We start from the raw sequence: 14,346 nt of genomic DNA, 5'->3' as shown, positions 1-14,346 counted from the left end.
CGTGAAGTTCGAGGGCATGAACCCGACGGGCTCCTTCAAGGACCGCGGCATGACCATGGCGATCTCCAAGGCCGTCGAGCACGGCGCGAAGGCCGTGATCTGCGCCTCCACCGGCAACACGTCCGCCTCCGCCGCCGCGTACGCGACGCACGCCGGCATCACCGCGGCCGTGCTGGTGCCGGAGGGGAGGATCGCGATGGGCAAGCTGTCCCAGGCGATCGCGCACGACGCGCAGCTGCTGCAGGTGCAGGGCAACTTCGACGACTGCCTCGACCTCGCCCGCGAGCTCGCGGCGCAGTACCCGGTGCACCTCGTCAACTCGGTCAACAACGACCGCATCGAGGGCCAGAAGACGGCCGCCTTCGAGGTGTCCGAGGTCCTGGGCGACGCGCCCGACTTCCACTTCGTGCCCGTCGGCAACGCCGGCAACTACACGGCGTACCACCGCGGCTACCGCGAGGACCTCGACCGGGGCGCCACCACCCGGCTGCCGCGCATGTTCGGCTTCCAGGCCGCGGGGTCCGCGCCGATCGTCGACGGCCACGTGGTCAAGAACCCCGAGACGATCGCCTCGGCGATCCGCATCGGCAACCCGGCGTCGTGGCAGCCGGCGCTCGCCGCGCAGGCCGACAGCGACGGCTGGTTCGGCGCGATCACCGACGAGGGCATCCTCGCGGCGCACCGCATCCTCTCGGCCGAGGTCGGGATCTTCGTCGAGCCGGCGAGCGCGATCAGCGTGGCCGGGCTGCTCGAGCGGGCGGACGCCGGGGTCATCCCCGCCGGGGCGACCTGCGTGCTGACGGTCACCGGCCACGGCCTGAAGGACCCGCAGTGGGCCCTGAAGGGCCCGGGCGGCGAGGAGGCGGCGCCGATCGTCGTGCCCGTCGACGCGGCGGCCGTGGCGCGGACGCTGGGCCTCCCGTGACCTCGAAGGTGCCCATCGGCCGGTCCGCGGTCGTGGAGGTGCCGGCCACCACCGCGAACCTCGGACCCGGCTTCGACACCCTCGGCCTCGCGCTCAGCGTCTACGACCAGCTGACCGTCACCGCCTCCGACCGGCCCGGCGTGCGCGTCGAGGTGCACGGGGTCGGCGTCGGCGAGGTGCCGACCGACGAGACGAACCTCGTCGCCCGCGCGATCCTCCGCGTCTTCGCGGAGGTGGGGGAGGAGCCGCCCGGGCTCGACCTGATCGCGCGCAACACGATCCCGCACGGCCGCGGCCTCGGCTCCTCCGGGGCCGCCGTCGTGTCGGGCATCGTCGCCGCGAAGGGGCTGCTCGACGGGATCGTGGACCTCGACGGCGACCGGCTGCTCGCCATCGCCACGTCGATGGAGGGGCACCCGGACAACGTGGCGCCGGCCCTGTTCGGCGGCCTCACGATCGCGTGGACGGGGAAGACCGGTCCGCAGCACAAGCGGCTGCTGCCCCACCGCAGCGTCTCGCCGCTCGTGCTCGTGCCCGAGCAGACGATGTCGACGGCTCTGGCGCGCAGCCTGCAGCCGGAGCACGTGCCGCACGCCGACGCGATCTTCAACGTCTCCCGATCGACCCTGCTGATCGCCGCGCTGATCCAGTCGCCCGAGCTGCTCGGCACCGCCACCGAGGACCGCCTGCACCAGTCGTACCGCGCGAGCGCGATGCCCGAGACCGACCGGATGATCACGCTGCTGCGCGCCGAGGGGCTCGCCGCGGTCGTCTCCGGCGCCGGCCCGTCGATCCTCGTGCTCGCGAGCGACCCGTCGCAGCGGCTCGTCGCGGCGGACCTGGTGACGGCGAGCGCGCAGCAGCGGTGGACCGCCCTGCTTCCGGCCGTCGACATCAGAGGTGCTACGCTCGAGGTCCAGCAGGCACCTGTGCGCGCCCATTCCTGAAACCGCGCACCGGAAGCCCTCCCGGCCGAATCTGAGGCCGGGGCTGCCTCGCCCGGATCGTGGTCCTCATCACGTTCGGCGAACACCCAGGGGCGCGGGAGAGACCCGTCCGCTCCTTCGGGGCCCGAGGACCCCACCATCCTGATCGTGACCGAAGTCGAATCGCGACCTCGCGCCGCCGGTGCGCCCGCACCGCGCCTCTCGCGCAGCCGTCTGACCGCCATGCGCGTCGACGAGCTGCGGCGGCTCGCCGCGTCCCTCGGCGTCGGGAGCACCTCCACCATGCGAAAGGGCAGTCTCGTGGACGCCATCGATGACCAGTACGACACCAACCCCGACACGGCTCCCGAGGCCGCCGATGCTCCGACGGAGGAGCAGCAGCAGCCCGAGGAGGCGTCGGACCAGACCGTGACGCCCGCCGAGGCTCGCGTCGGTGAGGCGGAGGGCGGCGCCGACGAGGTGCCCGCGGAGGCCGAGCCGGCCGCGGAGGCCGAGCCGGAAGCAGAGGAGCCTGCCGCCGACGCCGAGTCCGGCATCACGCAGGTCGAGCCCGTCGAGCCGCAGACCGACGCCGCCGCGGAGCAGACCGACCAGGTCGACGCCGAGCCCCAGGTGGACGCCGCCCCGTCCGGCGCGGTCAGCCCCGACGAGGCCGCCGGCGGCGCCGAGATCGCCGATGGCGTCGCCGAGTCCACCGGGACCGCGCAGCCGAAGTCGGCCGCCGGTCACGTGAACGCCGGGCTGACCGGCATCGCCGAGGACCTGGAGGCGCTGAAGCGCGCCGAGCAGGCCGAGGGCGGCGAGAGCGCCGACGGCGAGCAGCAGCCCGCCGAGGGCGAGCGCACCGGCAGCCGTCGTGGCCGCGGGCGCGGGCGCGGACGCGGCGCCGCGCAGAACGGCCAGGCCGCTGAGCAGTCCGGCGACGCCCAGCAGCCGCCGCAGCAGCAGAAGGCCGAGCCGCAGCAGGCGAAGGCCGAGGCGCCCGCGAAGGCCGAGCAGCAGCCGCAGAAGCAGCAGCCGACGCAGAACGACCAGGGCGCGGACGGCGACGGCCGGCGCGGTCGCTACCGCGACCGCAAGCGCCGCGGCCAGGGCACCGACTGGGACGAGCCCGAGGTCCGCGACGACGACGTGCTGATCCCCATCGCTGGCATCCTCGACGTGCTCGACAACTACGCGTTCGTCCGCACCTCCGGCTACCTGCCCGGCACGAACGACGTCTACGTCTCCCTCGGCCAGGTGAAGAAGTATCACCTGCGCCGCGGCGACGCGGTCGTGGGCGCCATCCGCCAGGTGCCCGACACGGAGCAGCCGAGCCGGCAGAAGTACAACGCGCTCGTCCGCGCCGACTCGATCAACGGCCTGCCGATCGCCGACGCCGAGGGACGGGTCGAGTTCGAGAAGCTCACGCCGCTCTACCCCGCCGAGCGCCTCCGGCTCGAGACCGAGTCGAACCGGCTGACCGCGCGCGTGCTCGACCTCGTCGCGCCGCTCGGCAAGGGGCAGCGCGGTCTCGTCGTCGCGCCGCCGAAGGCCGGCACGACGATGCTGCTGCAGGCGGTCGCGAACGCGATCACCAAGAACAACCCCGAGGTCCACCTGATGGTCGTGCTCGTCGACGAGCGCCCGGAGGACGTGACCGAGATGCAGCGCACGGTCAAGGGCGAGGTCATCGCGGCCACCTTCGACCGTCCCGCCGAGGACCAGACGACGGTCGCGGACCTCGCCGTCGAGCGCGCCAAGCGCCTCGTCGAGCTCGGCTACGACGTCGTGATCCTGCTGGACTCCATCACCCGGCTCGGCCGCGCGTACAACCAGACGGCCCACCAGTCGGGCCGGCAGCTCGCCGGCGGCATCGACGCCGGCGCGCTCCTGCCCGCGAAGCAGTTCTTCGGCGCCGCGCGCAACATCGAGAACGGCGGATCGCTCACCATCCTCGCCGCCGCGCACGTCGAGACCGGCTCCGCCGCGGACGAGGCGATCCTCGCCGAGTTCAGCGGCGCCGCGAACCTCGACCTGGTGCTCGACAGCCGCCTCGCGGACAAGCGCATCTTCCCGGCGATCGACATCACCCGCTCCGGCACCCGGCGCGAGGAGATGCTGATGGGGCCGGACGAGGTCAAGGTCACCTGGCAGCTGCGCCGCGCGATCGCGAACCACACCCCGCAGGAGGCGCTCGACGTCGTCGTGAGCAAGCTGCGGGACACGAGCACCAACGTCGAGTTCCTCGTCCAGATGCAGAAGTCGCTGCCGAGCGGGAAGTGACCGGGGGGGACTTCGACTCCGTCGCTCCGCTCGTCGCGGAGCACGCGGACCTCGAGCGTCAGCTGGCCGACCCGGAGCTGCACGCCGACGCCGGGCGCGCGCGGAAGGTCGGGCGGCGCTACGCGGAGCTCGGCCAGATCGTCGGGGCCTGGGACACGTACTCCCAGCACCGCGACGACCTCGCGGCGGCCCGCGAGCTCGCCGCCGAGGACCCGTCCTTCGCCGCGGAGATCCCCGAGCTGGAGGCGGCCGAGCAGGCGGCGTCCGATCGGCTCCGCGGGCTCCTGATCCCGCGCGACCCCGACGACGGGCGCGACGTCATCCTCGAGATCAAGGCGGGGGAGGGCGGGGAGGAGTCCGCGCTGTTCGCCGCCGACCTGCTGCGGATGTACCTGCACTACGCCGAGTCGAAGCGCTGGAAGACGGAGCTGCTCGAGCGGACCGAGAGCGACCTCGGCGGGTACAAGGACGTCCAGGTCGCGGTGAAGGGCTCGTCCAACGACCCCGCCGAGGGCGTCTGGGCGCACCTCAAGTACGAGGGCGGCGTGCACCGCGTGCAGCGCGTGCCGAAGACCGAAGCGCAGGGCCGCATCCACACCTCCGCGGTCGGCGTGCTCGTCTTCCCCGAGGTCGACGAGCCCGAGGAGGTCGTCATCGACCCGAACGACCTGAAGATCGACGTCTTCCGCTCCTCCGGCCCGGGCGGCCAGAGCGTCAACACCACCGACTCCGCGGTGCGGATCACGCACCTCCCGACCGGGATCGTCGTGTCGATGCAGAACGAGAAGAGCCAGCTGCAGAACCGCGAAGCGGGCATGCGCGTGCTGCGAGCCCGCATCCTCGCGGCGCAGCAGGAGGCCGCGGAGGCGGAGGCGTCCGCCGCCCGTCGCAGCCAGGTGCGCACCGTCGACCGCTCCGAGCGGATCCGCACCTACAACTACCCGGAGAACCGGATCAGCGACCACCGCACCGGGTACAAGGCGTACAACCTCGACGCGGTGCTGGACGGGGCGCTCGAGCCGATCGTGCGGTCCGCGATCGAGGCCGACGAGGCCGCCCGCCTCCGCGCTCTCGCGGAAGCGTGACCCCGACCTCGCCCGACCTGCATCTTGAAGGCGACTCGGCGCGCCGAATCGCCTTCGGGATGAAGCTCGATGACTGATCTGCCGCCGAGGCGGGCCGACGAGCTGCTGCGGGCGGCGGTCGGCCACCTGCGGCTCGCGGGCGTGCCGGACCCGCGGGTCGACGCGGAGCTGCTGCTGGCCCACGTGCTCGGCACGAGCCGCGGCCGCGCGCAGGCCGTGGCGCTGATCGGCACCTCGCTGCCGACGCCGGCGGCGGAGCGGTACCGGGACCTCGTGCTGCGCCGCGGCGCACGGGAGCCGCTGCAGCACCTCACCGGCACGGCCGCCTTCCGCCGCATCGAGCTCGCGGTCGGGCCCGGCGTCTTCGTGCCGCGGCCGGAGACGGAGGTGCTGGTCGAGCACGTGATCCGGGGGCTGCCGGCCGGCGGCCGCGTCGTCGACCTCGGTACCGGCTCCGGCGCGATCGCCCTGTCGGTCGCGCACGAGCGGCCGGACGCGCAGGTGGTCGGGGTCGAGCGCAGCCGGGAGGCGTTCGTGTGGGCGCAGCGGAACCTGGCCCGGGTCGCCGCGGCGAACGCGCGGATCGTGCTGGACGACCTCGCGGACGCCGTGCCGGAGTGGGACGGGACGGTCGACGTCGTGGTGTCGAACCCGCCCTACGTGCCCGACGGCATGATCCCGCGCGACCCCGAGGTGCAGCGGTTCGATCCGCCCGCGGCGCTGTACGGCGGACCGGACGGCCTCGACCCGATGCGGGCGGTCGTGCGCACGGCGCTGCGGCTGCTGCAGCCGGGCGGCCTGCTCGCCGTCGAGCACGGCGAGCTGCAGGGCGCGGCCGTGCGAGCGCTGCTCGGCGACCCCTGGCTGGACGCGGCGACCCACCCGGATCTGACCGGCCGCGACCGCGTCACGACCGCCCGCCTCCGCTGAAGTTGTACCTGGATCCGGGGCTGCGCACGGTCCCGGAGCCGGGAACTCCTTCGTGCGGTGCGGGCTGCCCGGGGCACCTGGGTGTCGCGGCTACCATCGGGGCCATGGCGACGGTCGTGGATTGCGCCGACCCGGTCGCGCTGCTGCCGGGCATGCGCGAGGCCCGAGCCGCGATCGCTCGCGGCGATCTCGTCGTCATGCCCACGGACACCGTCTACGGCATCGCGGCCGACGCGTTCCAGCCGCTCGCCGTCCAGGCGCTGCTCGACGCGAAGGGGCGCGGGCGCAGCGCCCCGCCTCCCGTCCTCGTGCCGAACCGGTCCACCCTCGATGCGCTCGCCGAGCAGGTGCCCGACGCGGTCACCCGGCTCGCCGACGCGTTCTGGCCGGGCGGCCTGACGATCGTGCTGCCGGCACGGACCACGCTCGCGTGGGACCTCGGCGACACCGGCGGCACCGTCGCCCTCCGCATGCCCGACGACCGGATCGCGCTCGAGCTGCTCGCCGAGACCGGGCCGCTCGCCGTCAGCTCGGCGAACCGGACGGGGGAGCCGGCGGCGCAGACCGCGCCGGACGCGCTCGAGCAGCTGGGCGACTCGATCGAGGTCTACCTCGACGCCGGGCCGACCCCCGGCGCGCAGCCCTCGACGATCGTCGACGCGACCGGCCTCGTCGACGAGACCGGCCCTCTCAAGGTGCTGCGGGAGGGGGTCATCACCCGCGAGCAGCTGGAGGCCGTCGTGCCCGAGGCCTTCGCGATCCCGGAGCAGGAGCCCGAAGCGGGGCAGGAGCCCGCCGCGGAGGAGGACCCCGCCGCCAAGGAGGACCCCGCCGCCAAGGAGGAGGCGGTCGACCCGTGATCGTCACCCTCCTCGTGGCGCTCTGCGGGGCGGTCGTGAGCTTCCTGATGTCGATCGTGATGTGGCGCGTCGGCATCCGGTTCAAGCTGCACCCCGAGATCCGCGACCGGGACGTGCACACGCGGCCGACCCCGCGGCTCGGCGGCATCGCGATGTACACGGGCCTGCTCTCCGCGCTGCTGGTCGCCTCCCAGATCCAGTACTTCCGCATCGTCTTCTTCGACGGCAACGAGCGGCAGATCATCGCGATCCTCTGCGCGGCGACCCTCATCGTCGTGATGGGCGTGCTCGACGACTTCTTCGACCTGGACTGGACGACGAAGCTGATCGGCCAGGTCCTCGCCGCGGGTCTGCTCGCCTGGCTCGGCGGGCTGCAGATCGACCAGCTGCCGATCGGCGGCGTCACCATGTGGTCGACCTGGTCGTCCCTGGCGCTCACGCTCATCGTCATCGTCGTCGTGATGAACATGATGAACTTCATCGACGGGCTCGACGGCCTCGTCGCGGGCATCGCGATCATCGCCAACGGCGCATTCTTCCTCTACAGCTACATGGCGCTGCAGGCCACCGGCTCGACCGCGTACTTCAGCCTCGGCACGCTGATCTCGGCGACGATGTGCGGCGTCTGCCTCGGCTTCCTGCCGCTCAACTGGCACCCGGCCCGCCTGTTCATGGGCGACGCGGGCAGCCTGCTCGTCGGCCTCATGTTCGCGGTCGCGTCGATCGGCGTCACCAGCTCGATGGACCCGGAGATGTTCCAGACGCCGTCCGGGTACTCCCGCGCGCAGTTCGCGCCGGCGTTCACGCTGCTGCTGCTGCCGATCGCGATCATGATCGTGCCGCTGCTGGACTTCGGGCTCGCGGTCGTGCGGCGCATCGGCGCGGGCAAGAGCCCGTTCAGCGCCGACCGCAAGCACCTGCACCACCGCCTGCTGGACATGGGGCACTCCCGCCTCCACGCCACCCTGATCTTCTACGCGTGGACCGCGGTGATCTCGGTCGGGTCGCTGCTGTTCTTCGTCGCCGAGCAGGTCGTCGCGTGGAGCTTCATCGGCGGCGGCCTCGTCGTCTGCGCCGTCGCGACGCTCGCGCCCCTGTCGCACCGCAAGCGCCGGGAGTACCGCGTGCAGGCGGCACCCGTCGCGACCACGACCAGGGAGATCGCCGTGCTCGATCCGCTCGACCGCGCCGGCGCCGTCCCGAAGGAGCGCTCCGCCTGATGTTCGACACCCTCACCACCGTGATGCGGCGGGCCCTCGTGCTGGGCGCGACCATCGGCTTCGCCGTCGGGCTCGTCACGGGCCTCGTGGGGCTGGGCGTCGCGGGCTGGCCGGGCCTCGCCTCCGGCCTGGTCGGCGCCGTCCTGACGATCCTCTTCCTCGGCATCACCGCGCTCGGCCTGCTCGTGTCCGGCCGGCTGACGCGTCGCGGAGGCACGGCGGCCTACGCGGTCCTGATGCTCGCGTGGTTCGCGAAGCTCGTCGTGTTCGTCGTCGTCCTGGTCGCGCTGCGGTCCCAGCCCTGGGTCGTCCCCGGGGTGCTGCTCAGCAGCATCATCGGCACGGTGATCGCCTCGCTCCTCGTCGACGCGATCGTCGTCGGCCGCGCCAGGATCCCGGTCACCGACCGGGTCTGAAGCCCGCTGGGAGGCCGTCCGCCGGTTCCCGGCGGATACGTACCTGTTGATAGGGTGGTCGAACGCCCGCCAGGTTCACCGCGCGCGCCACGCGCGCAGATGTTCGGAGAGAGCGCTGATCCAGCACATCTTCACGACCTTGCCCGTGCTCGCCGATGAAGGCGGGTTCGAGGCTCCCACCATCGACTCGTTTTTCCCCGGCCCGCTGCTGTTCATCGGCACGCCGTTCGAGATGAACCGGATCATGATCATCCGGATGCTGGCGGTCGCCGTCCTCGTGCTGTGGCTCTGGCTCGGCACCAGGCGCATGCAGCTCGTGCCCGGCCGGTTCCAGGTGTCGGTGGAGTTCCTGCTCGGCTTCGTGCGCAACAACATCGCGATCGAGACGCTCGGCGAGAAGGACGGCAAGCGCTTCCTGCCGGTGATCATGACGATGTTCTTCCTCGTCTTCGCCACGAACATCACGGGCCCGATCCCGCCGCTGCTGATCCCGGGCAGCTCCGTGATCGGCCTGCCCCTGGTGCTGGCCCTGATCGCGTGGGTGCTGTTCATCTACGCCGGCTTCAAGAAGCTCGGCTGGACGTACCTGAAGAACGCGCTCTTCCTGCCAGGCGTGCCCAAGGTGCTCTACATCCTGCTGACGCCGCTCGAGATCCTCTCGACGTTCATCGTCCGGCCGGTCACCCTGACGCTGCGGCTGCTGATGAACATGGTGTCCGGCCACCTGCTGCTGGCCCTCGTGTACGCGGCGTCGTCGTTCTTCCTCTTCACCCTGCTGCCGTCCGGCAACTTCCTCGGCCTGATCGGCATCGGGACCGTCGCGTTCGGCCTCGTGTACCTGGTGTTCGAGATCTTCGTCGCCGCGCTCCAGGCCTACGTCTTCGCCTTCCTCACCGCGATCTACATCCAGCTCGCGACCGCGGAAGAGCACTGAACCGCCCGTCCGGGCGAACACCCTCACCGAAAGGAAACCCTGAATGAACGTCGTCGGCTATCTCGCCGCCCTCGGATTCGGCTTCGCAGCGATCGGCTCCGGCATCGGCGTCGGCATCATCGTCGGCAAGACGATCGAGTCCGTCGCCCGTCAGCCCGAGTTGCAGGGGCGCCTCACCTCGCTCATGTTCCTCGGCATCGCCCTCACCGAGGCGCTGTGCTTCATCGCGATCGCGATCGGCTTCATCCCGTTCCCCTCCCCGTAAGCGACAGGCGAACGAGGCCGAAGGAGCCTGAACTATGAGCGCGATCACCGTTCTTGCGGCCGCCACCGAGAAGGAGCACAGCCTCCTGATCCCGGAGGTCCCCGACCTGGTCTGGGGGACCATCGGGTTCATCGTGGTGCTGGTCGTCTTCATCAAGGTGGCGCTGCCCCGCCTGAACACGCTGCTCGATGCCCGATCGGCAGCCATCGAGGGACGCATCGACGAGGCGAAGCACGCCCGCGAGGAGGCCGAGCAGGTCCTCGAGCGGTACCAGCAGCAGCTGGCGGAGGCGCGGGTCGAGGCCGGGCGCATCCGCGAGCAGGCGCGCGAGGACGGCAAGCGCATCCTCGCCGAGCAGCGCGAGGCGGCGCAGGCGGAGGCCGACCGCATCGTCGCCCAGGCGCGCAGCCAGATCGAGGCGCAGCGCGAGCAGGCCGTCGCCTCGCTCCGGGCCGAGGTGGGCACGCTGGCGCTCGACCTCGCGTCCGCGGTCGTCGGCGAGCACCTCGCGGACGACACGAACGCCACGGCCTACGTGGACCGCTTCCTCGCCGACCTGCAGCTCGAGCACGCCGCCGACGGCGTGCGCGAGTGACCGGGGGCGCCTGATGGGTGCAGCCACCCGCGCGTCGACCGCCGCCGGCGTCGACGCCCTGCTGGCCGTGAAGCGGCCGGCCCCCGAGTTCGGCGACGAGCTGCTGGCGGCGGCGCGGATCGTCGCGTCGTCGCACCAGCTGGTGACGACGCTCGCGGACCCCGGCATCCCTGGCGAGCAGCGCTCCGCCCTGGCCAGCCGGGTCCTGGCCTCCCTTGGGCTGCAGGCCCGGCAGGTCGTCGGCGTGCTGGCCGCCGGCCGCTGGTCCGAGCCCGCCGACCTGGTCGGCGCGATCGAGTCGCTGGGCTTCCGGGCCCTCGCCACCGCGAAGGGATCGGACGACCTCGAGTCCCAGCTGTTCGCCGTGCGGCGCACCATCGGCTCCGACGGCCGGCTCGAGCTCGCGCTCGGCGCGGCCGCCGCGCCGATCGAGGCGCGCCTCGCGCTCGTCGACTCGCTCCTGAAGGACGCGCAGCCCGCGACGCGATCGATCGTGCGGCACGTCGTGCAGCTGCCCCGGGGCAGGAAGCCGGTCGAGGCGATCGAGTACGCGCAGTCGGTCGTCGCCGACGCGCGCGACCGCCTCGTCGCCGTCGTGCAGACGGCGCAGCGGCTCACGCCGGCTCAGGCGACCGCGCTCGCGACCCGCCTCGAGTCGGGCTACGGGCGTAAAATCGCCGTCAACCAGGTGGTCGACCCCACCCTCGTCGGCGGCATCCGGATCACGATCGGCGACGACGTGATCGACGGCACGGTCCGCGCTCGACTCGACGACCTCCGCCTGCGCCTCGCAGGCTGACCATTCTCAGACCACGAGAGGGATCTCCTTCGATGACCGACCTCAGCATCAGCCCCGATGCGATCCGCGCAGCGCTGGCGGACTTCGCCGCGGCCTACGACCCCGGCAAGGCGTCCGCCACCGAGGTGGGCACCGTGATCGACGCGGCCGACGGCATCGCGCACGTCGAGGGCCTGCCCAACGTGATGGCCAACGAGCTCATCGTCTTCGGCAACGGCGTCCGTGGCCTCGCCCTCAACCTGGACGAGGACGACATCGGCGTCATCGTGCTCGGCGAGTTCCAGGGCATCGAGGAGGGGCTGGAGGTGCGCCGCACCGGCGAGGTCCTCTCCGTGCCCGTCGGCGACGCCTACCTCGGCCGCGTGGTCGACCCGCTCGGCGACCCGATCGACGGCCGCGGCCCGATCGAGACCTCGGAGACCCGCGCGCTCGAGCTGCAGGCGCCCGGCGTCATGCAGCGCCAGAGCGTCAAGGAGCCGATGCAGACCGGCATCAAGGCGATCGACGCGATGATCCCGGTGGGCCGCGGCCAGCGCCAGCTGATCATCGGCGACCGCCAGACCGGCAAGACGGCCATCGCGGTCGACACGATCATCAACCAGAAGGCGAACTGGGAGTCGGGCGACCCCGACAAGCAGGTCCGCTGCATCTACGTCGCGATCGGCCAGAAGGGCTCGACCATCGCCTCGGTGCGCGGCGCCCTCGAGGACGCCGGCGCGCTCGAGTACACGACGATCGTCGCGGCCCCGGCCTCGGACCCCGCCGGCTTCAAGTACCTGGCGCCGTACACCGGCTCGGCCATCGGCCAGCACTGGATGTACGACGGCAAGCACGTCCTGATCATCTTCGACGACCTGTCGAAGCAGGCCGCCGCCTACCGCGCCGTGTCCCTCCTCCTGCGCCGCCCGCCGGGCCGCGAGGCGTACCCGGGCGACGTGTTCTACCTGCACTCCCGTCTGCTGGAGCGCTGCGCGAAGCTGTCCGACGAGCTCGGCGCCGGCTCGATGACGGGGCTGCCCATCATCGAGACGCAGGCGAACGACGTGTCGGCGTACATCCCGACCAACGTGATCTCGATCACCGACGGCCAGATCTTCCTGCAGTCCGACCTGTTCAACGCCAACCAGCGGCCCGCGGTCGACGTCGGCATCTCGGTCTCCCGCGTGGGCGGCGACGCCCAGGTGAAGAGCATCAAGAAGGTCTCGGGCACCCTGAAGCTCGAGCTGGCGCAGTACCGGTCGCTGGAGGCGTTCGCGATGTTCGCCTCCGACCTGGACGCGGCCAGCCGCCGCCAGCTGGCGCGCGGCGCCCGGCTCACCGAGCTGCTGCGCCAGCCGCAGTACAGCCCGTACCCGGTGGAGAACCAGGTCGTGTCGATCTGGGCGGGCACGAACGGCAAGCTGGACGAGGTGCCGGTCGAGGACGTGCTGCGGTTCGAGAGCGAGCTGCTCGACCACCTGAAGCGCACCACCTCCGTGCTGGACACGCTGCGCGAGACCAACGTGCTGGACGACGACACGGTCGCCGCCATGGACAAGGGCATCGACGAGTTCAAGAAGGGCTTCCAGACGGGCGACGGCAAGCCGCTCGCCTCCGTCGGGAAGGAGTCCTTCGAGGCCGCCGAGCGCGAGGACGTCGAGCAGGCCCAGATCACCCGGAACCGCAGGTAGCCCGTGCCGGCTCAGGTCCGCGTCTACCGCTCCCGCATCCGGAGCGCGCAGACGACCAAGAAGATCACGCGAGCGATGGAGCTGATCTCGGCTTCGCGCATCGCGAAGGCGCAGCAGCGCGTCGCGGCGAGCCTGCCGTACGCGCGGGCGGTGACCCGGGCCGTGTCGGCCGTGGCGACGTACTCCAACGTCGATCACGTGCTGACGCGGGAGGCGGAGAACCCGACCAGGGCCGCCATCGTCGTCTTCACCTCGGACCGCGGTCTCGCCGGCGCGTTCAACTCGAACGTGCTGCGCAAGAGCGAGGAGCTCGCGGAGCTGCTGCACGACGAGGGCAAGGAGGTCGTCTCCTTCCTCGTCGGCCGCAAGGCGGTGGGCTACTACCGGTTCCGCCGGCGGGAGTCCGTCCGCGAGTGGGTGGGCGGCACCGACAACCCGGACGCCGAGACCGCGCACGAGATCGCGGACGCCGTCGTGGAGGCGTTCACGCAGGACACCGCCACCGGCGGCGTCGACGAGATCCACATCGTCTACAACCGGTTCGTGTCGATGCTCACGCAGACCCCCGAGATGCTGCGCCTGCTGCCGCTCGAGGTCGTGGAGGGCGTCGAGGAGCCGGGGGAGAAGGCAGCGCTGCCGCTCTACGAGTTCGAGCCGGACGACGGGTCGGTGCTCGACGAGCTGCTGCCCGTGTACATCGAGTCCCGCATCTACGCGGCGATGCTCGAGAGCGCGGCGAGCAAGCACGCGGCGACCCAGCGGGCGATGAAGGCGGCGAGCGACAACGCGGACAAGCTGATCCGCGAGTACACCAGGCTCGCGAACAACGCGAGGCAGCAGGAGATCACGCAGCAGATCTCCGAGATCGTCGGCGGCGCGGACGCGCTGTCCGGCACCTGAGGAAGGACCGAAGAGCCATGACGCTCACCGCCCCTGAGCCCACCGAGACCGCCGAGCCCGGCGTGGGCCGCGTCGCCCGCGTCACCGGGCCGGTCGTCGACATCGAGTTCCCGCACGACTCGATCCCCGAGGTCTACAACGCGCTGAAGACCACGATCACGATCGGCGAGGCGGCGACCGAGATCACCCTCGAGGTCGCGCAGCACCTCGGTGACGACCTCGTGCGCGCCATCGCGCTGAAGCCGACCGACGGCATGGTCCGCGGCCAGGAGGTGCGCGACACCGGCGCGCCGATCTCGGTGCCCGTCGGCGACGTCACCAAGGGCAAGGTCTTCAACGTCATCGGCGAGGTGCTGAACGCCGAGCCGGGCGAGCAGATCGAGATCACCGAGCGGTGGCCGATCCACCGCAGGGCGCCCGCGTTCGACCAGCTGGAGTCGAAGACCCAGCTGTTCGAGACCGGCATCAAGGTCATCGATCTGCTGACCCCGTACGTGCAGGGCGGCAAGATCGGCCTGTTCGGCGGCGCCGGCGT

The 14,346-nt window shown here is 71.9% G+C and carries 14 protein-coding genes and 1 pseudogene; all 15 read left to right on the top strand.

Going from position 1 to position 14,346, the window contains the following annotated elements:
* On the top strand, window positions 1-925 hold a 925-nt coding region (gene thrC, locus ACFE60_RS11850), incomplete at its 5' end, for a threonine synthase (RefSeq protein WP_375389064.1).
* Window positions 922-1,872 carry a homoserine kinase gene (thrB, locus tag ACFE60_RS11845; protein WP_375389063.1) on the top strand — a complete coding sequence of 317 codons (951 nt, stop codon included), beginning with the start codon at window positions 922-924 and terminating at the stop codon, window positions 1,870-1,872. The genes thrC and thrB, both read left to right, overlap by 4 nt.
* 147 nt (window positions 1,873-2,019) lie before the next feature.
* Window positions 2,020-4,137 carry a transcription termination factor Rho gene (gene rho, locus ACFE60_RS11840; protein WP_375389062.1) on the top strand — a complete coding sequence of 706 codons (2,118 nt, stop codon included), beginning with the start codon at window positions 2,020-2,022 and terminating at the stop codon, window positions 4,135-4,137.
* On the top strand, window positions 4,134-5,222 hold the full coding sequence (gene prfA / locus ACFE60_RS11835) for a peptide chain release factor 1 (RefSeq protein WP_375389061.1): 1,089 nt from the start codon (window positions 4,134-4,136) through the stop codon (window positions 5,220-5,222). Before rho ends, prfA begins: the two co-directional genes overlap by 4 nt.
* 69 nt (window positions 5,223-5,291) lie before the next feature.
* Window positions 5,292-6,152, top strand: a complete 861-nt coding sequence (gene prmC / locus ACFE60_RS11830; RefSeq protein WP_375389060.1) for a peptide chain release factor N(5)-glutamine methyltransferase — start codon at window positions 5,292-5,294, stop codon at window positions 6,150-6,152.
* Between the two features lie 104 nt (window positions 6,153-6,256).
* On the top strand, window positions 6,257-7,012 hold the full coding sequence (locus ACFE60_RS11825; RefSeq protein WP_375389059.1) for an L-threonylcarbamoyladenylate synthase: 756 nt from the start codon (window positions 6,257-6,259) through the stop codon (window positions 7,010-7,012).
* Entirely contained in the window at window positions 7,009-8,232 is a 1,224-nt protein-coding gene (locus tag ACFE60_RS11820; RefSeq protein WP_375389058.1) for an MraY family glycosyltransferase, read from the top strand. Before ACFE60_RS11825 ends, ACFE60_RS11820 begins: the two co-directional genes overlap by 4 nt.
* The gene (locus ACFE60_RS11815; protein WP_375389057.1) at window positions 8,232-8,648 is read left to right on the top strand and encodes a hypothetical protein; all 417 of its coding nucleotides are present in this window, start codon (window positions 8,232-8,234) and stop codon (window positions 8,646-8,648) included. Before ACFE60_RS11820 ends, ACFE60_RS11815 begins: the two co-directional genes overlap by 1 nt.
* 145 nt (window positions 8,649-8,793) lie before the next feature.
* On the top strand, window positions 8,794-9,582 hold the full coding sequence (atpB, locus tag ACFE60_RS11810) for a F0F1 ATP synthase subunit A (protein ID WP_375389056.1): 789 nt from the start codon (window positions 8,794-8,796) through the stop codon (window positions 9,580-9,582).
* A gap of 43 nt (window positions 9,583-9,625) precedes the next feature.
* Window positions 9,626-9,847, top strand: a complete 222-nt coding sequence (gene atpE, locus ACFE60_RS11805) for a F0F1 ATP synthase subunit C (RefSeq protein WP_375389055.1) — start codon at window positions 9,626-9,628, stop codon at window positions 9,845-9,847.
* Window positions 9,848-9,881: 34 nt separating this feature from the next.
* Window positions 9,882-10,442: a F0F1 ATP synthase subunit B gene (locus ACFE60_RS11800; protein ID WP_375389054.1), complete on the top strand. Its 561-nt coding sequence runs from the start codon at window positions 9,882-9,884 to the stop codon at window positions 10,440-10,442.
* Between the two features lie 13 nt (window positions 10,443-10,455).
* Window positions 10,456-11,241, top strand: coding sequence for a F0F1 ATP synthase subunit delta (locus ACFE60_RS11795; protein WP_375389053.1), 786 nt, complete (start codon window positions 10,456-10,458; stop codon window positions 11,239-11,241).
* Between the two features lie 32 nt (window positions 11,242-11,273).
* Window positions 11,274-12,911 carry a F0F1 ATP synthase subunit alpha gene (gene atpA / locus ACFE60_RS11790; RefSeq protein WP_375389052.1) on the top strand — a complete coding sequence of 546 codons (1,638 nt, stop codon included), beginning with the start codon at window positions 11,274-11,276 and terminating at the stop codon, window positions 12,909-12,911.
* 3 nt (window positions 12,912-12,914) lie between these two features.
* The gene (locus ACFE60_RS11785) at window positions 12,915-13,811 is read left to right on the top strand and encodes a F0F1 ATP synthase subunit gamma (protein WP_375389051.1); all 897 of its coding nucleotides are present in this window, start codon (window positions 12,915-12,917) and stop codon (window positions 13,809-13,811) included.
* A gap of 17 nt (window positions 13,812-13,828) precedes the next feature.
* Window positions 13,829-14,346 (top strand): annotated as a pseudogene (locus ACFE60_RS11780) (F0F1 ATP synthase subunit beta); the annotation flags it as partial.

Source organism: uncultured Amnibacterium sp. (assembly GCF_964245895.1).
Lineage (GTDB): Bacteria > Actinomycetota > Actinomycetes > Actinomycetales > Microbacteriaceae > Amnibacterium.
This window is presented reverse-complemented; position numbering and strand designations above follow the sequence as displayed.

What these genes read in the sequence shown, in the direction of transcription:
- ACFE60_RS11825 (WP_375389059.1), top strand. Translation starts at nt 6,257, where the DNA reads ATGGCGACGGTCGTGGATTGCGCCGACCCGGTCGCGCTGCTGCCGGGC.
- ACFE60_RS11815 (WP_375389057.1), top strand. Translation starts at nt 8,232, where the DNA reads ATGTTCGACACCCTCACCACCGTGATGCGGCGGGCCCTCGTGCTGGGC.
- atpA (WP_375389052.1), top strand. Translation starts at nt 11,274, where the DNA reads ATGACCGACCTCAGCATCAGCCCCGATGCGATCCGCGCAGCGCTGGCG.
- ACFE60_RS11795 (WP_375389053.1), top strand. Translation starts at nt 10,456, where the DNA reads ATGGGTGCAGCCACCCGCGCGTCGACCGCCGCCGGCGTCGACGCCCTG.
- atpE (WP_375389055.1), top strand. Translation starts at nt 9,626, where the DNA reads ATGAACGTCGTCGGCTATCTCGCCGCCCTCGGATTCGGCTTCGCAGCG.
- ACFE60_RS11800 (WP_375389054.1), top strand. Translation starts at nt 9,882, where the DNA reads ATGAGCGCGATCACCGTTCTTGCGGCCGCCACCGAGAAGGAGCACAGC.
- prmC (WP_375389060.1), top strand. Translation starts at nt 5,292, where the DNA reads ATGACTGATCTGCCGCCGAGGCGGGCCGACGAGCTGCTGCGGGCGGCG.